The sequence below is a fragment of the Aeromonas sp. S19(2024) genome (assembly GCF_041402625.1).
Lineage (GTDB): Bacteria > Pseudomonadota > Gammaproteobacteria > Enterobacterales > Aeromonadaceae > Aeromonas > Aeromonas caviae.
Genome location: NZ_JBGLQU010000007.1, coordinates 52,188 through 73,598 on the forward strand (window position 1 = coordinate 52,188; position 21,411 = coordinate 73,598).

The window sequence follows — 21,411 nt, forward strand, 5'->3', positions numbered from 1 at the left end:
GGTTGGGGATGAGGGGCGACTAGCCTACACATACTCCATAAAGACGCGGGAGGTGAGCTTGGTGATGAGCTCATAGGGAATGGTGCCGATCTGGTCGGCCACCCGCTCCACCGGCAGCCCCTCACCCCAGAGCACCGCCTCGTCGCCGGCCTTGTCGGTGGCGTCGGGGCCGAGATCCACCGTGGTCATGTCCATAGAGACCCGCCCTACCAGGGGCACGATGCGGCCATTGACCAGCACTGGCGTGCCGTTGGGGGCCATGCGCGGATAACCGTCGCCATAGCCGATGGCAATCACCCCGAGCCGGGTATCGCGATCCGACACCCAGTTGGCGCCATAGCCTACCGGCTCGCCCGCCTTGTGATCGCGCACCGCGATGAGCTGGGTCTTGAGGGTCATCACCGGCTGCAGGTCATAATCCGCCGCCACCGTATTGGGGAAAGGCGACACGCCGTAGAGGATGACGCCGGGGCGCACCCAGTCGCAGTGGGAATCCGGCCAGGCCAGGATGCCCGCCGAGTTGGCCATGGCCCGCTCGCCCAACAGCGGCGCGGTCAGCTGGCTGAACAGGTCGATCTGCTCGCGGGTGGTGGGCTGCTCCAGCTCATCGGAGCGGCTGAAGTGGGTCATGACGTTGAACGGCTGCACCACGTTCTTGCACTTGCCGAGGCGCTCGATAAAGGCGGGCATCTCCTCGGCCCGTACCCCGAGGCGGTGCATGCCGGTATCGAGCTTGAGCCATGCCACCACGGGGGCAGGCAGCTCCGCCTGCTCCAGCGCTTCGAGCTGCTCCCAGGTGTGCACCGCGGTCTGCAGGTTGTTGGCCGCCAGCACCGGCAGGTCGGCGGCGCTGAAGAAGCCCTCCAGCAGCACGATGGGCTTGACCACGGCGCAGGAGCGCAGCATCAGCGCCTCTTCGATGCGGGCCACCGCGTAGGCGTCCGCATCCACCAGGGTGCGGGCAACCGGCAGCAGCCCATGGCCGTAGGCATTGGCCTTGACCACGGCAATGATCTTGCATTGGGGGGCGTGGCGTTTCACCACGGCGAGGTTGTGGCGCAGGGCCGCGGTATTGATCTGGGCGATAGCCGCTTTCATCTGTTTTCCCTTACGAGGGCATGATAACGCGCGAACGCGCCAGGCACCGGGGGGTGTCAGCCCTCAAATCTCATCGTCTAAGGCCGGACCGGCAGAATTGTCGAACCGGGAAAACTGTTTATAGATGCCGGGAGCAGGCTCCCGACTTACTTAGTAGTCATCGTCAAACGCCGGGCCCGCGTAGTTGTCAAAACGCGAGAACTGACCCTGGAAGGTGAGCCGCACTCGTCCTATCGGGCCGTTACGCTGCTTGCCGATAATGATCTCGGCGATCCCCTTGTCGGGGCTGTCGTCGTGATAGACCTCGTCGCGGTAGATGAACATGATCAAGTCCGCATCCTGCTCGATGGAGCCGGATTCCCGCAGATCCGAGTTGACCGGGCGCTTGTCGGCCCGCTGTTCCAGGCTTCGGTTCAGCTGGGAGAGCGCCACCACGGGGCACTGCAACTCTTTCGCCAGCGCCTTGAGGGAGCGGGAGATTTCACCGATTTCCAGCGTACGGTTGTCAGACAGGGCCGGCACCCGCATCAGCTGCAGGTAGTCCACCATGATCATGCTGATGCCGCCGTTGTCCCGCGCCACCCGGCGGGCACGGGAGCGCACTTCGGTCGGGGTGAGGCCGGAGGAGTCGTCGATGTACATCTTCCCCTTCTCCAGCAGCAGCCCCATGGTGGAGGAGAGCCGCGCCCAATCCTCGTCGTCGAGCTGGCCGGTCCGCACCTTGGTCTGGTCGATGCGCCCCACCGAGGCGAGCATACGCATGATGATCTGCTCTGAGGGCATCTCGAGGGAGAAGATCAACACCGGCTTGTCGGCGGTGAGGGCCGCGTGCTCGCACAGGTTCATGGCAAAGGTGGTCTTGCCCATGGAAGGACGGGCGGCGACGATGACCAGATCCGAACGCTGCAGGCCGGCGGTCATCTTGTCCAGATCGTTGTAGCCGGACGACACGCCGGTCACCCCGTTGTGGGGGGTCTTGAACAGCTCTTCAATCTTGTCGACGGTCTGCTCAAGGATGAGCTTCAGGGGCTGGGGGCCCTCGTTGGCGCTGGTGCGCTGCTCGGCGATCTGGAACACCTTGCTCTCGGCCAAGTCCAGCAGATCGTTGGAGGTACGCCCCTGGGGCTCATAGCCCGCTTCGACTATCTCGTTGGCGACCGAGATCATCTCCCGCACCACCGCCCGCTCACGCACGATCTCGGCGTAGGCGCTGATGTTGGCGGCACTCGGGGTGTTCTTGGCGATCTCCACCAGATAGGCGAAGCCACCGGCCTCTTCCAGTTGCTCGGAGCGCTCGAGCTCCTCCTGAAGGGTAATGAGGTCGATGGGGTTGCCCGCGTTGGAGAGGCGGGTCATGGCCTGGAAGATCAGGCGGTGCGGACGGCTGTAGAAATCCTTATCGATCACCCGTTCGGCGACCCGATCCCAGGCCTCGTTGTCCAGCATCAGGCCGCCCAGTACGGACTGTTCGGCCTCAAAAGAGTGGGGAGGTACTTTCAGCTGTTGTGTCTTGGCGTCTTTTTTCGCCGTCACTTGCTCTGCCATACACATAAAAACCGCAGCGGGAAGGGGACGGGAATTTTACAAAAGAAACCCCGCCATCGCGAGTGCTAATACGTCCCGTCATCGCATCCGGCGACAAGACGGGACCCTGGCCTCGTCAGCGTCATCCACTTCTGCGCCGCAGACCTGCCTCACAGTACGAGAAAGGGCCAGACCAGGGTCTGATCGTTCGTTCTTGCTCTTTGCTTGTTGCGCAACCTGCGCACCGAGCGACTCGGCCGTCTGTGTCTCATGGGCGCCTCCCCTGTCGGACGACTCAATCTGTTCATGAATAATTCATGCCATCCGTGATAATCATACCCGCAAGCTGCAACACAAAAAGGGACTGGCAGCCTGCCATGCGCCTCGCTGAGCTTGCACAAGCAGAGCATGCCCCCACCTACATGAGAGTGAAAGAGTCAAAATGAAAAAGATGCTGACCCTGTTTGCCCTGATCCTGGCCATTGGCCTTGGGGCACCCATCGCCGAGGCCAAGAAACTTGGTGGCGGCAAATCCTTTGGCAAGAGCTACAAGACGGCCCCGGCCCAACCTGCGGCCAAGCCGGTCGACACCAAGAACCCGACCGTGGGCGCCCAGGCACCCAAGAAAGGCGGCATGATGGGCGGCCTGCTGGGTGGTCTGCTGGCCGGCGGTCTGTTTGCCTACCTGCTGGGCAGCGGTGCCTTCGAAGGTCTGCAAGGGATGGACTTCCTGCTGATCGCTCTGCTGGCACTGGGTGGTGTCTTCCTGTTCCGAGCCCTGCGCAGGAACAAGGCGGCAGCGGCCCAGCCACAGACGGCCTATGCGGGCTATCAACCGCCCCAGAGCGCGGCCCCCCAGCAGTTCGAGCAAAGCCACAACGCCCCGCAGGCCACCGGTTTTGCCGACAGCGACGTGCCCTTCCGTCTGCCCCCGGGCTTTGACATGAACGGCTTCCTGGCCGGTGCCCGCGATCACTACCGCACCCTGCAAGAGGCCTGGAACAAGAACGACCTGGAGAAGATCCGCGAGTACGTGAGCCCCGAGCTGTTCGAGCACCTCAAGGCTGAACGCGCCGAGCTCTCCGGTGAGCAGCACACCGAGGTGATGTACGTGGACACCCAGCTGGTCCGTGCCGACTACGGCAGCGACTGGGCCCAGGTGAGCGTGCGCTTCAGCGGCCGCTACATGGACCGTCAGGAGCAGGTCGAGGAGGACATCAAGGAGGTGTGGCACCTCGAGCGTGATCTCGCCAAGGACAATGCCCCCTGGCATATCGTCGGCATCGAGCAGCTCTAAGGCTCAACCGACCCATTTCATCAAGGCGACCTCAGGGTCGCCTTTTTATTGCCATCAGATCGTGTCATGCCCTATTTCGGGGCAGCTCCCCGTGGCCGGATATATTTCCCGAGAGACACTGCTGATGATATTGAAAATAAAAAGAGAGGCAGCCATGGCTGCCTCTCTTTTTTATTGGCTCGGGGTGCAGGGATTATTTGCAACCCTCTACCGAGGTGGAGTTGATATAGCTGACCTCGCCGGCTGGCTGATAATCGGCGACCTGAATGGTCTTCTTCGCCGCGATATAATCCTTCAGCACACCGGCATCCACCAGACCGGCATTGATGGTGTCGATCTTCGGATAACCGTCACCACCGGCCGCGCTGAAGCTCGGGATGGAGAAGCTGTAGGTTGCTGCCGGATCGAAGGCCTTCCCGCCGATGGTGGCGATGTCCACGCTCTTGGCCTGGCAATCCACCGTCATCTTGATGCCGCCGAACTGGGCATAGCCACCGGTATTGGCGGTCTTGGTCGCAACCTGACCCAGGTAGGTCAGCAGCTCGTTGCCGCTCATGGTCGCCTTGTTGACGGTGTTGCCGAACGGATGCACGGTCAGCACGTCACGGTAGCTGATGTCCCCTGCCGCGATGGAGGCACGCACCCCGCCGGAGTTGACGATGCCAAAGTCGGTGCTCAGCTTCTCGGCAGTCGCGGTGGTGATGAGACGACCCAGGTTGGTCTGCTTGTTGCGCACGTTGGCGCGCTCACCGTCCAGTACGCCATCGGTGGCACCGATGACCACACCCAGCTCCTGCTGTCCCTTCTCCTGATAGGTGAGCAGGGTGTTGTAGAGCTCGGGATCCTTGACGATCTCTTCCTGGATGAAATCACCGTCCGCATTCTTCAGGTTGACCGGGATCAGATCGTACTGGGTCAGGGTCAGCTTGCCATTCTGATAGTCAAACTGGGCACGACCCACATACTTGCCCCACTCGTGAGCCTGCATGATCCAGGTGCCGTTCTGCTGATCCGGCTGACAGTCGTCGCCCGGCTTGAAGTCGGCGTACTTGTCCGGGGTGCCCGGCTCCATGCAGACCGGGTTCTGGGAGTGACCACCGATGATGGCGTCCAGAGTACCTGCCGGCAGCGCACGGGCCATCTCCACGTCACCCGGTGCGTTGCTGCCGTGCTGACCATTCTCGTAATGGCCCATGTGGGTGATGGCAAGAACCAGGTTCGCCTCTTTGTTGTCGCGGATTTGCTTGCCGAGATTGGCGGCTTCCGTGGTCGGATCGCGGAACTCGAGGGTCTGGACGTTGTTGGGATCCACCAGCTGGGCGGTGTCCTCTGTGGTCAGACCCAGAACGGCGACCTTGAGGCCGCTCTCCAGCTTGAACACCTTGTAGGGATCGAAGTAGCGCTTGCCGCTCGTCTTGTCATAGATGTTGGCGGAGATCATCGGGAACTGGGCCCACTGGCGCTGTTTCTCGAGGATGGTCAGGGGGTTGTCGAACTCGTGGTTGCCCACCGCCATGGCATCGTAACGGATGCTGTTCATGGCCATGAAGTCCGGCTCTGCATCCTGCAGATCCGACTCTGGCACCCCGGTGTTGACGTCACCGCCGGAGAGCACCAGCACTTCGCTGCCCGCCGCTTTCGCCTCGGCACGCAGCCGCTCGACCAGGGTCTTCTGGGCCGCCATGCCATATTCGCCCTTGTCGTTGTGCCAGAAACGACCGTGGGTATCATTGGTATGCAAAATGGTCAGCTTGCAGACATTTTCGGTGCAGGGGGCGACGCTGTCGTTGCTTGAGGTATTGCAGCCGCTCAATGCGGCAAGCACTGCCAGTGCGATACTTCCTTTGACAAATTTATAATTCATTTCCATATCACCTTGTTATTTTGTTATTGGACGACCCTATCCAGGATCGGGCGGTAATATAACAAACAACATGTGACGGTTTTTCATCGGCGACTCACAAATTCCGCCAAATGTGATCATCCACGCAACCTGTTTCCCCTATTTGGAACAGAGGCACCCCACTCGCAGAGCAATTTCCCCCATGATGGCAGCCCGCCGGTAACGGTTATGGCATACTGCCCGCCAATCAATGCCAAGGAGTGCCTGGAATGGCCAAGTACGACAAAATTTCCCCCGAAACCCAGCAGGAGGCGATGAAGATCGCCCGTGCCAACCAGAAGCCGGGGCAGACCAAGGAGCAAACCCAGCTCATCGCCCAGGGGATCCAGAAGGGCATAGACGAATACAAGAAACAGATGAAGGCGAAGGCCCGCGAGGCCAGCCGCCAGAAGAAACTGCAAGCCAAAGCCAGGCACCCTTCCCAAGAGACGCCGGAAGAGGAGAGCGAAGCCGAGGTCATCGAGCTCACCCGCCAGCACCCGCTGCCCTGGATCCTGCTGGTGCTGAGCTGGCTGGTATTTGCCGTGCTCTGGTTCTGGTTCCGCTGATCCTGCCCAGGCAAACCTTTGCCCTGCGATCCGCTTCACAGCCCGGGCGCGGGGGACTGGTCATTCCCCACCCGGACTGCCTACACTCTGCCCCCCTTGTCAGGAGACACTCATCATGAACCCGGCCCCGCTCTATCTGCTGGCTCCCCTCGCCCTCTTCCTCGTGACCCTGGTGCTCTATCGCATCTCGCCACTGCGGGCGGTTGCCGCCGGCCATGCCCGCTGGTTTATCCTGCCCGCCTTCACCCTCTTTATCCTGCTCATCGTCATCAATGGCGCTGCGGATCCCGCCCTGAGAAGCCCTGCTTTCCACTGGCTGATGCCGGGGTTCGGCTTTGCCCTGAGCCTGTTCCCTGCCCTGCCCAAGGCACTGGTACCGCGCCTGGCTATCAAGGAGGGAGCCTTTGCTGCCCTAGGTCTGATGCTGATGAGCCTTGCCATGGTCTACTGATCGGCAAGCGCTGGCGTCACGATGGCGCCAGCCCCCTTCTTGTACAAAGAATGGCCTTCAGGCATCTTGGTGGGCGGATAACCGGCATGGAGGCCAGATGAACAATCCGCCCGATTTCATGGCACTGTGGGATTATCAGGATCCCGTTGCCAGCGCCCAGCGTTTTCAAGCACAGCTGCCCGAGGCGCGTGCCGCCAACCTGCAATGGGAGCTGGAGCTCCTCACCCAGATAGCCCGCACCCATTCGCTGCAACGCCAGTTTGCACAGGCGCACCAGCTGCTCGACGAGATAGAACCCCGCCTCACCGAGGCGACTCCACGGGCCCGCCTGCGCGCCTTGCTGGAGCGTGGCCGCACCTTCAACTCCGCCGGTGACAAGGCCAGCGCCAGAGCCCTGTTTGAACAGGCCTGGCAACTGGGAGAGCAGTACGAAGAGCACTATCTGGCCATCGATGCGGCCCACATGGTGGCCATCGCCGCCCCCTTGGAGGAGCAGAGCCACTGGCACCAGCTGGCGATGACCCTGGCCGAGCGCAGTCACGACAAGCGGACGCGAGGCTGGCTCGCCAGCCTCTATAACAATCAGGGCTGGACCCTGTTCGAGCTGGGTCGCCTCGACGAGGCCATCGCCTGTCAGCAAAAGTGCCTGGCTTGGCACGAGCAGCACAACAACCAGGGCAAAGCCTTTATCGCCCGCTGGAGTCTGGCGCGCCTGAGCCGGGCCCAGGAGCGCCATGAACAGGCCATGGCCGAACTGGCGCAGTTGCGCGACGACATGGCCGCCGTCGGCACCCCCGAGGATGGCTATGTGTTCGAGGAGCTGGGGGAGAATGCACTCGTGCTCAATGATCCCGCGGCGACCGAGTACTTTGCCCGCGCCTGGTTTCTGCTGTCACAGGATGGCTGGTTCACCGCCTACGAGGCAGAACGGCTGGCCAGGCTCAAGCAGCTCGCCAAACTCTGATAGGCGTGCGGGGCGACCAATTGGCCGCCCCGCACATCAGCATGTCTGCCCGGGAGCAGAGGTGACGGCTCAGGCCGGACTCGCCTCTTCCCAGCTCTGCTTCTTGCGATAAATCGTGGAAGGGCTTATTTCCAGCAGGGCCGCCGCCTTGGGGATGTTGCCGTCACAACTGGCGATGGCCTGCTCGATGGCCTCCTTCTCCACCTGCCAGAGCGGACGGACCTGCCTGCGAACGACGACGGATTCTGACTGGGGATCCGCGATCCCGACCGCAGGCTCCGGGGCCAGGGTACGCCCCCCGTTGAGGGGAGGTGGCAGGATATCCGGGCTCACCAGCTCGCCATCATTGAGCACCACTATGTTGCGCACCACGTTTTGCAGCTCGCGCACGTTGCCGGGCCAGGGGTAGTCGAGCAGCACCTGCACTGCGTCCGCATCAAAGTCCCTGAACCGCTTGTTCTCCTCACCGGCATAACGCAGCAGCAACTCCCGGGCCAGCAGCAGGATGTCCTCTCCCCGCTCCCTCAGGGGAGGCAGCGCCAGCGGGATCACGTGCAGGCGGTAGTAAAGGTCTTCACGAAACCGTCCGGCCTTGACCTCCACCAGGGGATCCCGGTTGGTGGCGCAGACAAAGCGCACATCCACCGTCTCCAGCTTGCCGCTGCCGACCCGCTGCAGGGTGCCGGTCTGGATGAAACGCAGCAGCTTGCTCTGCAGGTCGAGATCCATCTCGCAGATCTCATCGAGGAAGAGGGTACCGCCGTCCGCCAGACTGGCCGCCCCCTTGCGATCCCCCTGGGCACCGGTAAACGACCCTTTCACGTGGCCGAAGATCTCGCTCTCCATCAGGTCATGGGGAATGGCGGCGCAGTTGAGGGCGATGAAGGGCTGATCCCGACGCGGGCTGCACTGGTGGATGGCCTCGGCGCACACCTCCTTGCCGGTGCCGCTCTCGCCAGTGATGAAGACGGTGGCCTTGCTCGGCGCCGCGCTCTCGATGATGCGATAGACCGCCTGCATCGCCATGGAGGCGCCGATGAAACCGGCAAAGGAGCTGCGCTCGAAGTTTTCCCGATACTGGGCCACCAGCGAGCTGAGCTGCTGGTGCTTCAGGGCATTGCGCGCCGTGGCGCACAGGCGCTTGCCATCGAACGGCTTGGTGAGAAAATCGAAGGCCCCGAACCGCATCGCCTCCACCGCCACATCCACCGAGCCGTGAGCGGTGATCACCACCACGGAGCAGGGCAGTTGCCGCTCCGTGATCTGCTGCAAGATGTCCATGCCGGACATGTCGGGCAACTCCAGGTCGAGCAGCACCACGGGGGGCGGGCTTGCCAGCAATTGTGCCAAAGCCTGCTGGCCACAATCTGCCAGCTGCACCTCGTAGCCATCCTGGGCCAGATACTGCTCATAGACGACCGCCAGACTGCGGGTATCTTCCACCAACAGGACACGGGGTTTGCTTTCAGCCACGAGATCCATCCTTGCGCTTGATTTTGTTGTCTATTCTGGGGGCTAGCCGCCACACACTCAAGACGGCCTCATCGCTTTATCCGGGGGATTGCGACAATACACAAGCAAAAACGGCTCCCTGGGGAGCCGTTTTTATGGTGCTTTGAGCTTATTTCTTGGCGTTGTCGCCATCGGCAGCCGGTTTTTCGATGGCCAGCAGCTCTACGTCAAATACCAGCACGGCGTTGGCCGGGATGGAACCTGCACCGTGCTCGCCATAGGCCAGCTTGGACGGCAGGAAGAACTTGAACTTGGAGCCGACCGGCATCAGTTGCACCCCTTCGGTCCAGCCCGGGATCACCTGGTTGAGCGGGAAGGTAGCCGGCTCACCGCGATCGACGGAGCTGTCAAACTTGGTGCCATCGGTCAGGGTACCGGTGTAGTGCACCTTGACGATGTCGGTGGCCTTCGGCTTGGCGCCGTCACCCATCTTCTCGACCTGATATTGCAGGCCGGACTCAGTGCTCTTCACGCCCTCTTTCTTGGCGTTGGCAGCCAGGAACTCTTCACCCTTCTTCAGGTTTTCCACGGCATCCTTGTCGGCCTTAGCCTTGGTCAGCTCGTTGATCTTGGCGTCGTATTCCTGCAGAACCTTCTGGATCTCCTCGTCGGTCATCTTGGCTTCTTTGCCCAGACCGTCGGTGACACCCTTCAGGATCACGGTGTTGTCCAGCTTGATGCCGAGCTCTTGCTGGCGCTCCAGGGTATTGGCGATATAACGACCCATGGAGAGGCCGATCGCATAGCCGGATTGCTCTTCAAAGCTCTTGGCCTCAGCCTTGGGGGCCTCTGCCGGCTTGCTGGCTTCTGCCTTGACCTCTGCGGTGTTGGTCGCAGCAGGTTTCTCATCTTTTTGGCAAGCAGTCAGACCGACGGCAACCGCCGCAGCCAACAGGGACACCTTCAGAAAATTGTTCATCAGTTTCTCCAAAACTCTAAATACCGCTCTCGGTTCCTTCGTGAAATGAGAGGTTTATCGTGATAAGCGCCTTATACTAACGCCGTGATCGCAGGTAACGAAAGCATGAGACAGGAAAAATGATCAAAAGTGCCATTTATCTCATCGGTATTTGCCTGATGCTGACGGGGTGCGAACAACGCTCACTTCCCAGCCAGCAGATCCGCCTCGCCAACCAGGGTCTGCTGAGCGCGGATCTCGCCAGTTCCGGCAAGCTCGCGCTGGTCTCCAGCCTGGGTCAGGGCACTGTGGTGTGGGATCTGGAACAGGGCAAAGAGCGCTGGCGCTGGCGCCAGAGCGATGACCAGGAGGAGTTCGTCACCCTGACCCGCTTCTCCCCCGATGACAGCCATGCCATCACCGCCACCCAGCACACCTTCGCCATCTGGCGCTTGCAGGATGGCCGCTCCCAGGGCTACTACTCCCTGCCAGAATCCCGCCTGCGCGATGCGGCGATCTCGGCGGATGGCCGCCAGGTGCTCATCGGCCGTGAAGACGGCAAGGCGGAAGTGGTCGACACCCAGACCGGACGCCGGCTGCAATTCCTCGGCCACACCGAACAGATCAACACGGTGGATCTCTCCCCCAATAGTCGCTATGCCCTCACCGGCGGCAACGATTACAGCGCCTATCTGTGGGATACCCGCACGGGCCAGGTGGTGTGGCGCTTCAACCACGCCGGGCGAGTCGTGATGGCGAGACTGGATCCGTCCGGACGCTTCGCCTTCACCGCAGACAGTCGCCAGGCCAGCATCTGGGATCTCAAAACCGGCAAGGAGCACAGCCGGTTGCAATATGATCACCGCTTCGAGGTCTACACCAGCGCCCGCTTCGCCAACGGCGGCAACTGGCTCATCACCGGCGCCCCCTCCCGCCAGCTCACTCTGTGGCAGGTGAGTGACGGCCAGCCGTTGCAGAGCTGGCGCGTCTCGCCCCATCCCAAGGTGAAACCGCCTAGCGCTGTGGTCTATGGCGTGGCTTTGCGCGACAATGACCACCTCGTCAGTGCCAGCTCCAGTGGCCTGGCTGAAATCTGGACTATCAAGTAAGGACCAAAAGGCCCATGAGTCAGCAACTAAACGAACGCCTCGAAACCCTGGAAAGCCGCCTCGCCTTTGCCGAATACACGGTGGAGCAGCTCAACGACGAGGTCACCACCCAGGGTCGCGAGCTGGACCGGCTCAAACACCAGATCCATCTACTGGTGGATAAATTGCAGAGCGTACAGCCGAGCCAGATCGCCAGCATGGCCGAAGAGACGCCTCCACCGCACTACTGATGAGTGCCAGCCATAAAAAACCCGCGCCATGCGCGGGTTTTTTATCATCGGCCAGGCCGTGATCAGTGCTGATGGCCCTTACCACCACAACCGCCACCACCGCAGCAACCACCGTGACCGTGATCGTCGCCGTGATCGTGTGCATGGCTGTGACCATGGCCGCCACAGCAGCCACCGTGGTCATGATCGTGATCATGGCCGTGATCATGGTCATGACCATGATCGTGACCGCAGCCACCGGCGCCGTGCACATGGCCATGGGCCAGCTCTTCGGCGGTCGCGGCACGTACGTCCTTGATCTCGACCTTGAAGCCCAGGGTCACGCCAGCCAGGGGATGATTGCCGTCCACCTTGATGAACTCCTCGGACACCTCGATGACGGTCACCGGGCGGTGGCCGTCGTCGGTCTCGGCCACAAAAGTATCCCCTTCAGACACTTCCATACCGTCGAACAGCTCGCCGGGCACTTCCTGCACCAGATTCTCGTCGTACTCGCCATAGGCCTGGTTCGGCGTCAGGGTGACGTCGAACGCCTCGCCCACGCTGCGACCTTCCAGCTCGGCTTCGAGGCCGGAGACCAGGTAACGGGTACCGTGCAGATACACCAGCGGCTCTTTACCGACAGTGGTGTCGATGACTTCACCGTGTTCGTCGGTGACCGTGTATTCCAGCGTAACCACGCTCAGGGGAGCTACTTTCATGTCAGGGATCCTGCGGATAGAAAAAAACGGGCTCAGAATACCTCAAAAAGGCAGACAAGCATATGGTCGGCCCGGCTTCAGTGTGATGAAAAAGTCATCAACAGCGACCAGCCTGACCGGCGTACCATCACCTTGAGGCATGGCACTCACTCGGGACGAAACACCCCTATCACCTGCTCCGCCTCGCGCGTCGCCTTGTCCACCTGCTCCTGGGTCTGCACCTGGGTATCCCCGCACTCGACACAGGTCACCTTCTCGACTCCATGCTCCATATACAGCATCATGGTGTCCATCTTGCCGCACGCCGGGCAAACCGCCCCGGCAATGAAGCGTTTTTTACGTCTGGTTTCCATTTTTGTTACCTCCAGGCAGCATCATATCAGGGTTTTTACATGCATCACGCCATCGAATATCAGCATTTTTCCACTTCCACCCTTCAGGTCGGCCCCCGCAAGCGCTCCCCCATGGGCCAATTGCTGCGCGTCACCCAGGGGGCGGCGCTGCTGAAATTGGGTGCCCATGAGCTGCTGCTGACACCTGGCAGCCACTTCTGGCTCTGTGCCGATGCCCTCGCCGCCTTCACCCCTCTGGCTGACTGCCAGCATGATCTGCTGGCCTGCTCCGTGCGGGTGCCCCAGCCCGCCCAGGCTGGCTGGTTGCAGGCAAGCCCGTTGATGGACGCACTGCTGGACAGCCTGGCGGCCTGGTCACGCCCCCGCGACTGGCAAGGCCCCTATGGGCAGCGGCTGCAAGTGGTGGGGGATGAGTTGCATGGCTGCACCATCTCGTCCCTGGGGGATCAGGCACTGCAAGATGCCTGGCAAGCCCTGGCCAGAGCGCAGCCGGATAGCGTGGCTGCCTGGCAGACCCTGCTGGGCACTCGCGGTCTCGAGGGCCCGGACGCCCGGCTACTGCAGGATCAGTGGCAACTGTTGCAGGGGATTCGCCTGCTGCGAAGCGGCAGCACACCGTCACAGGTGGTGAGCAGGCTGGGTTATCGGGATGAAAGCGCGCTGGCCGAGGCTCATCTGCAATGGCTCGGGGCGCCCCTCTCCCCTCAGCCGTCCGCGACCCGATAAGAGAGGCATAAAAGGATGGCAAAAGAAATCCAGTTTTGCGGCTCACCGCCGCTAACAACAAAGGAGTCATTCATGTCACCATCCTTTATGCTGAACACCCGATTGACCGTCACCGACTAGATCAACAGGACATCCGCCATGACGAGCAAGGCCAACCAATCCCAGGGCATGTTGCTGTTCCACCTCTCTGCCAGACAATCCTTCGCCATCGGTACCCTCAAGGTGAAGGAGATCGTGCCCTACACCCAGCTCACCGCCCTGCCACAATCCCATCCCACCGTGCTCGGGGCCGCCAGCATGCGCGGTACCACCATCCCGGTGATCGACATGGCAATGGCCGTGGGCTACCGCCCCATCAGCCGGGAGGAGATGCCCCACTGCTTCATCATCATCACCGATTGCCGCCGCACTCTGGTGGGCTTTCTGGTGCGGGGCATCGACAAGATCACCGAGTGCAACTGGCGTGACATCGAGCCGCCCCCTCCCTCCTTGGGACAAAACGTCTTCGTCACCGGCGTGACCCGGGTGGGAGAACAGTTGATCCAGTTGCTGGATGTGGAACTCATCCTGTCGCGGGTCTATCCGGACGATCCCAGCCATCTCTACCCCGTGCTGACCGACGTGCAGCGCGAGCGGCTCAAGCCGATGCGGATCCTGCTGGTGGACGACTCCTCCGTCGCCCGTCGCCAGCTCATGGCGGCGCTCGATTACATCAACATCCCCTACGAGGTCTGCACCAACGGACGCGACGCCCTCACCCTGATGCAGACCCGGGTCTCCCAGGGCACGCGGATCGACATTCTGGTGAGCGATATAGAGATGCCGGGGCTGGATGGTTACGAGCTGGCCTTCGAGGTGCAGAGCGATGCCAAGCTGGCGGGAGCCTACATCATCCTGCACACCTCCCTCTCCAGCGAGATCAGCGTGGAGCGGGCCCACCAGGTCGGCGCCCACGAGGCGCTCACCAAGTTTGAAGCCAACGAACTGATCCAGGCCATGCTGCGCGGCGCCGAGCACCACGATCGTCTGATGGCCTGATGTCGCGGCGAGCCAAGGGCTCGCCGCCCCCTTTTCCTCCCTGCTCTTCCGAGTCGTTGCATGTTGACAGAAAGCCACTTTCACGCCCCCTGGTGGGCCCGCAACCCCCATCTGCAAACCATTTTGCCCAAGTGGCTGCGCCGCTCGCCTGCCCGCTTCATCCAGGAGCGCTTCGAACTCCCGGACGGCGATTTCGTTGATCTGGCCTGGAGCGGCGAACCCGGCCAGGATGAACAACCCCTGGTGGTGGTGTTCCACGGACTGGAGGGGAGCATTCACTCCCACTATGCCAAGGGGCTCTTTGCCCACCTGCAGCGGCAAGGGAACGAGGCGGTGCTGATGCACTTTCGGGGGTGCAGTGGCGAGCCGAATCGGCTGCTGCAGGCCTATCACTCAGGCGCCATCGAGGACGCCCAGGCGGTGATTGCCGAGCTGGGGCGGCGTTTTCCAGGCCGCCCCCTGGTCGCCATCGGCTATTCCCTGGGGGGCAACATGCTGGTCAATCTGCTGGCGCGGGCCTGCCCGGCACCATTGAAGGCGGCGGTGGTAGTGTCGGCCCCGCTGCAACTGGCAAGCTGTGCCGATCGGGTCAATCAGGGCTTCTCACGGGTCTATCAGAACTACCTGCTGCGGACCATGCGAACCAACCTGCAAAGCAAGATCCGGCGCCAGAGCGCGGCACGGGCGCGCTGGCAGCCGGCCCAGATCACCCGCATCGCCACACTGAGGGAGTTCGACGAGCTGGTGACGGCACCGCTCCATGGTTTCGAGAGCGCCGATCACTACTACCAGACCTGCTCCGGCCTAGGCATGCTGGCCCGCATTCCCATCCCGACCCTCGTCATTCACGCCGCCGACGATCCCTTCATGACCGATGCCGTCATTCCGGCGGCAGAGCAGCTCTCCCCTCTGGTGCGCTACGAGCTGAGCCGCCAGGGCGGCCACGTGGGCTTCCTGCACGGCTCTCCCTGGCGCCCCCGCTTCTGGCTGGATGAGCGCATCAGCCAGTGGTTGCGGGAGCAGACTCAAGGTGCGAGCCGATAACCGTTGCGCCCCTCTTCCTTGGCCTGATAGAGGGCGCCATCGACCCGCTCGAGCAGCATGACGAGGCTCTCCCCGGTTCGCCACTGGGCTATCCCCTGGCTCAGGGTGAGGTGGGGGGAAACGTCGGAATCCTCATGGGGCAGAGCCCTGGCCGCCAGAGTGGTGCGAATGCGCTCCGCCACCTCCTGGCCACCGGCCAGCGTCGTCTCCTGCAGCAGCACCACGAACTCCTCTCCCCCGTAGCGCGCCACCAGATCACCGGGTTCCCGCACACTCTCCTCCAGGCACTCGGCCACCAGGATCAGGCACTCATCCCCCGCCTGATGACCATAGCGATCGTTGTAGCGCTTGAAGAAATCCACATCGAGCAGGATTACGGTGAGCGGCACATCCAGGGTCGTGCCTTGCGCAATGGCACGCTTGCACGCCTGATCGAAGTGGCGACGGTTGGCAATGCCGGTAAGGGGATCCCGGTGAGCCATGGCATTCATCTTGTTCGCCAGCATCAGGTTGTCGTGCTCCCTTGACACCGCAAGCTCGAACCAGCCGTTGAGCATGCGCCGCCCCGTCTCCAGCACCACCAGCAAGACCCCGACCACAATGGTGTTGACCAGAACAAAAGGATCAGGGCTCCAGGAGGCTCTCATCAGCAAGAACAGCAGGGGGACCGACACCAGGGCGTAAAACAGCCGCACATCGCAATACGCGGCGACGAGACCGGTCAGCAGCAGCAGGCTGACCATGTTGAAAATGAAGCTGAAGCCCCCCTTCAAGTCGACGATCGAGATGGTGTAACCCACCATGGCCCAGGCCAATCCCCAGGAAAGGACGCAGACGTACAGGGAGCCCTGCCAGATGACATGGGGTTGACGGGAGAGCCAGCCCCACCCGAACGGCAGCAACAGGCCGACTCCTATCATGGTGATCAGCTGCCATTTGTAAGACCAGGGCAGGTTGTCGACCAGTACCAGGTGTGCATCCCGATAGATGTAGAAGCGGGTCAGCAGAAATACGAGGGCGATGAGATTGATGACCCAGTACCAGCGCAAACCGGCGCTCAGGGCGCGGCGGCGGGCATCGAACAGGTGCTGTTCGAATTGACTGGAGGGTCGGCGTGCGTCAATGGATTGCATGGCACCCCTCGTCCAAAACGAGACAAATCCCTTGCGCTTGCCGACCAGACACCGACAATATCCGCAACCCACTGAGTGAAGATGAAATCATGATTATCCCCTGGCAAGAACTGGAGCCGGACACCCTCACCAACCTGCTCGAACACTTTGTGCTGCAAGAAGGCACCGAATACGGTGAACAGGATGTCAGCCTGACCGACAAGGTCGAAGCAGTCAGGCAACAATTGCTACAAGGTAGCGCCGTGCTTGTCTATAGCGAGCTGCACGAAAGTGTCAATGTCGTCCCAAAGACTCATTTAAGCAAGTCACCCACTGACGACTTCCCCCAAGCGTAACGCGGTCACGGCTTATCGGGCGGCTCACCCCGCCCTCCCCCTATCCAACTCGCACCATCAGGCCGCATGGCCAGTTCGCCATCCAGAAGCACCTATTCCAACGTACCCAGAGCACAGGGCAGCCCTCGTTCATCGCTATTGCCGGGAAGCGTGGTGGCTGCAGGAGGATGACGGCGCACTTGACCGCACTTTGGGCCACCCCTTATAACGGAACTCCCAAGGAAGAGAGAATTCTATGTCCGCCAAGCATCCCATCATCGCGGTCACCGGTTCGTCCGGTGCCGGTACTTCCACCTCCACCAACGCCTTCCGCTCCATGTTCCACCAGCTTGGATACAAGGCGGCCGTGGTCGAGGGGGACAGTTTTCACCGCTACACCAGGCCCGAGATGGACGTGGCTATCCGCAAGGCCCGGGAGCAGGGGCGGCATATCAGCTACTTCGGCCCGGAGGCCAACGACTTCGGTCTGCTGGAGTCCTTTTTCCAGGAATATGGCCAGAGCGGCACCGGCCAGTATCGGCGCTATCTGCACAGCTTCGACGAGGCGGTGCCTTTCAACCAGATGCCGGGCACCTTCACCCCCTGGCAGGATCTGCCCGGCGAGACGGATCTGCTGTTCTACGAAGGACTGCATGGCGGCGTGGTCACGGGGGAGCACAACGTGGCGCGGCACGTGGACTTTCTCATCGGCGTGGTGCCCATCGTCAACCTGGAGTGGATCCAGAAGCTCATTCGCGACACCTCGGAACGCGGCCACTCCCGCGAGGCGGTGACCGACTCCATCGTGCGTTCCATGGACGACTACATCAACTTCATCACGCCGCAGTTCTCCCGCACCCACATCAACTTCCAGCGGGTGCCGACCGTCGATACTTCCAACCCCTTCAGCGCCAAGGTGATACCCAGCCTGGACGAGAGTATGCTGGTGATCAGGTTTCGGGGCATCAAGCAGGTGGACTTCCCCTACCTGCTGTCGATGATAGACGGCGCCTTCATGTCCAGGATGAACACCATCGTCGTGCCGGGTGGCAAGATGGGCTTCGCAATGGAATTGATCCTGCGCCCCCTGATCCAGCAACTGATCGAAACGGGCAAGATCACCTGAGCCAAGGAGCTTAACGATGCGCGCTGCACTTCTCTCATTCACGCTGGCAACCCTGCTGGGCGGTTGCAGCTCCGGCCCCGCCGCCCCCACGGTCGAAACGGGCACCATGGTGGTTCGCCCGGCGGAGCATTGGACCTACGGGGCGACACCACGCTATGCGCTGGCCGAACAATTCCAGTATGCGGGCAACAGCGCCGCGCCCTGGCTCGAGCCGGTACAGCAGGCCGTCATCCGGCAACTGGACGGCAAAGGCTGGCGCAGCGTTCCCCTGGATGAGGCCGACGTCTGGGTCGCCATCGGGGTAGCTGGCAGCCAGGACATGAGCGATGGCGAGATCTTCTCCCGCCTCGGCATGACACCGGGCCTGAACGCCGCCGCCAATGCCCGCAAGGGAACCCTGGCCGTCGTGCTGCTCGACGGGCATAGCCAGAAAGCGGTGTGGAGCAGCGCCATCCAGCTCGCCAGCGATGTGCCTGTCGCAGAGGAGGCCCGTGGCCAGCTTAGCCAGCAACTGGCCGCCCAGTTGCTGGGCTCACTACCGTCAGACTGATGTCTCTTTCAACAAAAACGGCCTGCTTCACGCAGGCCGTTTTCCATGCACGCCGTGACGGCATCAGGGTCACTTCAACTCGCAGGTCAGCTGGGTCACACCGCTCTTGACCAGGGTGGCCTGCTTGTCCTGACGGGAGAAGGTAGTCACCCCGTCGGAATAGCTGGCAGTCTCTTTGGGCGACTCGATGCGCCCCAGCTTGTGATAGACACCGGCATAAGGGAACTGCACCATGTCGGCCTGAGCATCATAGGTGATGGCCAGCAACTCTTCCCCGCACTGATACTGGCTGTATTGATACTGGGTCGGCTGCGGCATGCTGCAGGCGGCCAGACCGAACAGGGGAAGCAACATCATCATTTTTTTCATCGCACTTTCCTTATGTCATGGCGTTATCGACGGGACAAACTATAGCGGTCAACCCTCAAGAATTTGATAACTATGGGTAATTTCTACCGCTTTTTCCAACATCAGGGAAACTGAACAATATTTTTCCATGGACAGATCCACCGCACGGGCGACCTGCTTCTCCGCCAGCCCCTTGCCGGTCACCACGAACTTGAGGTGGATCTGCTCAAATACCCGGGGAACGGTATCGGCGCGGGTCCCTTCCAGTTCGACATGGCAGGCAGTCACGGATTGACGGGCCTTCTCCAGGATGGAGACCACATCGATGGAGCTGCAACCGCCGACAGCCAGCAGGATCATCTCCATCGGGCTGGCACCTTCACCCGGGTTGGCGCCATCCAGGGTCACCTGATGACCGGACTCGCTCTCCCCCACAAACTTCATGCCTTCCACCCAGCTGACCTTGGCTTTCATCTCTCACTTTCCTCTCAATGACGACGGTTCTAACGCCCATAGCATACCTCAAGCCGGGGTCGAGTGGCACATGCGCCAGGATCTTGCCCGTTCCCGACGATAAAGCCCCGTTTTGCGGCGACAAGCCTCTCCTGCGAAACGGACGACGACCCAAAGGGAAATAGATCGAAATCAACATCCGACCTCCTCTTCTTGCCTAGAATGCCCCGGACGACGCAGCAGATGGCGGCTCACCGGTGGACGGCAAAACCCCAAAGCCTTGTCAGCACAGGCAAAGGCTCTTATTCTACTGCGACCAAAGAGTAAGGAATGGCAAGCTTGGCAACTTGCCTGGACGCACAGTCCATAAAAATGACACTACAGAGGAAGTCTCATGATCATTGGCAAACCGCAAAGCGATCCCACCCTTGAGTGGTTCTTGTCGCATTGCCACATTCATAAGTATCCCGCCAAGAGCACCCTGATCCACGCCGGTGAAAAAGCGGAAACCCTCTACTACATCGTCAAGGGCACCGTCGCCGTCCTGATCAAGGATGACGAAGGCAAGGAGATGATCCTCTCCTACCTGAATCAGGGGGATTTCCTGGGCGAGATGGGGATGTTCGAAGAGAACGAGAATCCGGAGCGTTCCGCCTGGGTACGTGCCAAAGGCGCCTGCGAAGTCGCCGAGATCTCCTACAAGAAGTTCCGCCAGCTGATCCAGGTCAACCCGGACATCCTGATGCGTCTATCCGGTCAAATGGCCAAACGCCTGCAGCACACCAGCCAGAAGGTCGGCAACCTCGCCTTCCTGGACGTGACCGGCCGCATTGCCCAGACCCTGCTCAACCTGGCCAAACAGCCGGATGCCATGACCCATCCGGATGGCATGCAGATCAAGATCACCCGCCAGGAGATCGGCCAGATCGTCGGCTGCTCCCGTGAAACCGTCGGCCGCATCCTCAAGATGCTGGAAGAGCAGGAGCTCATCTCCGCCCACGGCAAGACCATAGTGGTGTTTGGTACCCGCTGACCGGGTTCCGCCGACGGCGCCCGCACAGCGCCGTTGGATAAAAAGGCTGCCCATGGCAGCCTTTTCCGATCCTCTCCCCTATAATCCCGAGCGCCCCGCCGTCATGGCCTTCGCCAAGAGAACTCCTATGCACCTTCAATGCCCCCTTTGCCGCAGCCCCCTGCACCTTCATGCCGCCTCCCGCGGGGTCTATTGCGACAACAAGCACCACTTCGATCCCGCACCGGAAGGCTATCTGGACCTCATCCCCGGCAAGAAGAACCCCAAGGACAGCGACAGCCGGGCCCTGCTGCGCGCCAAGCGCCGCTTCCTGGAACAAGGCCACCAGCTGCCTCTGGTGGACGCCATGGCGAACCTGCTCGCTCCTCTTGGCGAGCGCGAGCTTGTCCACCTCGGCTGTGGCGAGGGGTACTACTGCCGCGCCCTGGCTGAGCGGCTGCCCGGCTGGCAGGTCGGCGGTTTCGATCTGGCCAAGAATGCCATCTTCGCTGCCAACAAGGCGCAACCGGAAGGCCAGTTCGTCATCGCCGACCCGGCGCGCGCCCCGCTGCTGCCTGGCACGGCCCAGGTGCTGCTGGTCAACGACCTCAAGGTCAAGACGGAACTCCTGGTCAGCTGGCTGGCGCCGGGCGGCTATCTGCTCCACGTGCAGCCAGGCCCTCGCCATCAGTGGCAATTGCGCGTCAGCCTCAATCCGGTGAGCATGGAACATCCCCTGAGCTGGCCCGCCTTCACCGGGCTTGTCAATGTTGCCCAGCAACGCGCCCAGTTCAGTACGGCGCTGGATCAGGGCCTGCGCGAGCACATTCTGGAGACCAGCCGCCTCGGCTGGCGTGCCAGCGGCGAGCAGCGCCATGCCTTCACCCACCAGGGGCCCGACGCCCTCGAGCAGGATCTGCTGCTCAGCCTGTGGCAAAAACCGCTGTAAACCGGTGACATACCATGAAAAAAGGCCCTGACGGGCCTTTTTGACAAAGCGAGTGCGCCTTTCCCCTGACAGGGAAGAGACACCCGACCACGCAACAAGACAAAAATGGGGCCCTCGGCCCCATTTTTCA

24 protein-coding genes are annotated in these 21,411 nt (G+C 61.5%); 14 read left to right on the forward strand and 10 right to left on the reverse strand.

The genetic code is table 11. The features are described 5' to 3' along the window. Positions 1-24: 24 nt before the first annotated feature. The gene (alr, locus tag ACB037_RS14810) at positions 25-1,098 is read right to left on the reverse strand and encodes an alanine racemase (protein WP_371175506.1); all 1,074 of its coding nucleotides are present in this window, start codon (positions 1,096-1,098) and stop codon (positions 25-27) included. A 150-nt stretch (positions 1,099-1,248) separates the two neighbouring features. After that, positions 1,249-2,643 (reverse strand): replicative DNA helicase, encoded by a 1,395-nt coding sequence (dnaB, locus tag ACB037_RS14815; protein WP_039040054.1) that lies wholly within the window; start codon positions 2,641-2,643, stop codon positions 1,249-1,251. Between the two features lie 421 nt (positions 2,644-3,064). Here dnaB and ACB037_RS14820 point away from each other — a divergent pair, with 421 nt between their 5' ends. Further along, positions 3,065-3,919, forward strand: coding sequence for a Tim44 domain-containing protein (locus tag ACB037_RS14820; protein ID WP_113724977.1), 855 nt, complete (start codon positions 3,065-3,067; stop codon positions 3,917-3,919). A 193-nt stretch (positions 3,920-4,112) separates the two neighbouring features. Here ACB037_RS14820 and ushA read toward each other — a convergent pair whose 3' ends face one another. Continuing rightward, on the reverse strand, positions 4,113-5,783 hold the full coding sequence (gene ushA / locus ACB037_RS14825; RefSeq protein ID WP_041211202.1) for a bifunctional UDP-sugar hydrolase/5'-nucleotidase UshA: 1,671 nt from the start codon (positions 5,781-5,783) through the stop codon (positions 4,113-4,115). Positions 5,784-6,031: 248 nt separating this feature from the next. Between ushA and ACB037_RS14830 the strand changes: the two genes are divergently transcribed. The 3 genes from ACB037_RS14830 to ACB037_RS14840 all read left to right on the forward strand — a co-directional run bounded on the left by ACB037_RS14830 (position 6,032) and on the right by ACB037_RS14840 (position 7,785). Next, complete coding sequence (locus ACB037_RS14830; RefSeq protein WP_045523719.1) at positions 6,032-6,370, forward strand: DUF2956 domain-containing protein; 339 nt, start codon at positions 6,032-6,034, stop codon at positions 6,368-6,370. A 115-nt stretch (positions 6,371-6,485) separates the two neighbouring features. Beyond that, positions 6,486-6,821 carry a hypothetical protein gene (locus ACB037_RS14835; RefSeq protein ID WP_010673254.1) on the forward strand — a complete coding sequence of 112 codons (336 nt, stop codon included), beginning with the start codon at positions 6,486-6,488 and terminating at the stop codon, positions 6,819-6,821. Positions 6,822-6,918: 97 nt separating this feature from the next. Beyond that, positions 6,919-7,785, forward strand: coding sequence for a tetratricopeptide repeat protein (locus tag ACB037_RS14840; RefSeq protein WP_371175507.1), 867 nt, complete (start codon positions 6,919-6,921; stop codon positions 7,783-7,785). A gap of 69 nt (positions 7,786-7,854) precedes the next feature. Here the strand turns inward: ACB037_RS14840 and ACB037_RS14845 are convergent, their stop codons facing one another. Together ACB037_RS14845 and fkpA are read right to left on the reverse strand one after the other, a co-directional pair. Beyond that, entirely contained in the window at positions 7,855-9,258 is a 1,404-nt protein-coding gene (locus ACB037_RS14845) for a sigma-54 dependent transcriptional regulator (protein WP_042881314.1), read from the reverse strand. A gap of 148 nt (positions 9,259-9,406) precedes the next feature. After that, positions 9,407-10,216 (reverse strand): FKBP-type peptidyl-prolyl cis-trans isomerase, encoded by an 810-nt coding sequence (fkpA, locus tag ACB037_RS14850; RefSeq protein WP_029313875.1) that lies wholly within the window; start codon positions 10,214-10,216, stop codon positions 9,407-9,409. 119 nt (positions 10,217-10,335) lie between these two features. Here fkpA and ACB037_RS14855 point away from each other — a divergent pair, with 119 nt between their 5' ends. Then, positions 10,336-11,304, forward strand: coding sequence for a WD40 repeat domain-containing protein (locus ACB037_RS14855; RefSeq protein WP_371175508.1), 969 nt, complete (start codon positions 10,336-10,338; stop codon positions 11,302-11,304). A 14-nt stretch (positions 11,305-11,318) separates the two neighbouring features. Beyond that, complete coding sequence (locus ACB037_RS14860) at positions 11,319-11,534, forward strand: SlyX family protein (protein WP_010673249.1); 216 nt, start codon at positions 11,319-11,321, stop codon at positions 11,532-11,534. 62 nt (positions 11,535-11,596) lie between these two features. Here ACB037_RS14860 and ACB037_RS14865 read toward each other — a convergent pair whose 3' ends face one another. Then, the gene (locus ACB037_RS14865; RefSeq protein WP_113069756.1) at positions 11,597-12,235 is read right to left on the reverse strand and encodes a peptidylprolyl isomerase; all 639 of its coding nucleotides are present in this window, start codon (positions 12,233-12,235) and stop codon (positions 11,597-11,599) included. Between the two features lie 146 nt (positions 12,236-12,381). Beyond that, positions 12,382-12,588: a YheV family putative zinc ribbon protein gene (locus ACB037_RS14870; protein WP_010673247.1), complete on the reverse strand. Its 207-nt coding sequence runs from the start codon at positions 12,586-12,588 to the stop codon at positions 12,382-12,384. 39 nt (positions 12,589-12,627) lie between these two features. On the opposite strand from ACB037_RS14870, the gene ACB037_RS14875 reads away from it, so the two are divergent. The 3 genes from ACB037_RS14875 to ACB037_RS14885 all read left to right on the forward strand — a co-directional run bounded on the left by ACB037_RS14875 (position 12,628) and on the right by ACB037_RS14885 (position 15,396). Further along, complete coding sequence (locus ACB037_RS14875) at positions 12,628-13,314, forward strand: hypothetical protein (RefSeq protein ID WP_371175509.1); 687 nt, start codon at positions 12,628-12,630, stop codon at positions 13,312-13,314. Positions 13,315-13,452: 138 nt separating this feature from the next. After that, entirely contained in the window at positions 13,453-14,352 is a 900-nt protein-coding gene (locus tag ACB037_RS14880) for a chemotaxis protein (protein ID WP_319911892.1), read from the forward strand. Between the two features lie 60 nt (positions 14,353-14,412). After that, the gene (locus ACB037_RS14885) at positions 14,413-15,396 is read left to right on the forward strand and encodes a hydrolase (protein ID WP_371175510.1); all 984 of its coding nucleotides are present in this window, start codon (positions 14,413-14,415) and stop codon (positions 15,394-15,396) included. Here the strand turns inward: ACB037_RS14885 and ACB037_RS14890 are convergent. Continuing rightward, the gene (locus tag ACB037_RS14890; protein ID WP_270804436.1) at positions 15,378-16,529 is read right to left on the reverse strand and encodes a GGDEF domain-containing protein; all 1,152 of its coding nucleotides are present in this window, start codon (positions 16,527-16,529) and stop codon (positions 15,378-15,380) included. The genes ACB037_RS14885 and ACB037_RS14890 overlap by 19 nt on opposite strands. A gap of 89 nt (positions 16,530-16,618) precedes the next feature. On the opposite strand from ACB037_RS14890, the gene ACB037_RS14895 reads away from it, so the two are divergent. The 3 genes from ACB037_RS14895 to ACB037_RS14905 all read left to right on the forward strand — a co-directional run bounded on the left by ACB037_RS14895 (position 16,619) and on the right by ACB037_RS14905 (position 18,519). Beyond that, positions 16,619-16,864, forward strand: a complete 246-nt coding sequence (locus ACB037_RS14895; RefSeq protein WP_010673242.1) for a YheU family protein — start codon at positions 16,619-16,621, stop codon at positions 16,862-16,864. A 235-nt stretch (positions 16,865-17,099) separates the two neighbouring features. Continuing rightward, positions 17,100-17,969, forward strand: coding sequence for a phosphoribulokinase (locus tag ACB037_RS14900; RefSeq protein WP_010673241.1), 870 nt, complete (start codon positions 17,100-17,102; stop codon positions 17,967-17,969). A 16-nt stretch (positions 17,970-17,985) separates the two neighbouring features. After that, positions 17,986-18,519, forward strand: a complete 534-nt coding sequence (locus ACB037_RS14905; protein ID WP_043152620.1) for a lipoprotein — start codon at positions 17,986-17,988, stop codon at positions 18,517-18,519. A gap of 69 nt (positions 18,520-18,588) precedes the next feature. Here ACB037_RS14905 and ACB037_RS14910 read toward each other — a convergent pair whose 3' ends face one another. Both ACB037_RS14910 and ACB037_RS14915 read right to left on the reverse strand, forming a co-directional pair. Next, positions 18,589-18,888, reverse strand: coding sequence for a hypothetical protein (locus ACB037_RS14910; RefSeq protein ID WP_010673239.1), 300 nt, complete (start codon positions 18,886-18,888; stop codon positions 18,589-18,591). A 48-nt stretch (positions 18,889-18,936) separates the two neighbouring features. After that, positions 18,937-19,341 carry an OsmC family protein gene (locus ACB037_RS14915; RefSeq protein WP_010673238.1) on the reverse strand — a complete coding sequence of 135 codons (405 nt, stop codon included), beginning with the start codon at positions 19,339-19,341 and terminating at the stop codon, positions 18,937-18,939. Between the two features lie 373 nt (positions 19,342-19,714). On the opposite strand from ACB037_RS14915, the gene crp reads away from it, so the two are divergent. Then, positions 19,715-20,353 carry a cAMP-activated global transcriptional regulator CRP gene (crp, locus tag ACB037_RS14920; RefSeq protein WP_010673237.1) on the forward strand — a complete coding sequence of 213 codons (639 nt, stop codon included), beginning with the start codon at positions 19,715-19,717 and terminating at the stop codon, positions 20,351-20,353. Positions 20,354-20,480: 127 nt separating this feature from the next. Continuing rightward, entirely contained in the window at positions 20,481-21,281 is an 801-nt protein-coding gene (locus ACB037_RS14925; protein ID WP_010673236.1) for a putative RNA methyltransferase, read from the forward strand. Positions 21,282-21,411 lie beyond the last annotated feature (130 nt).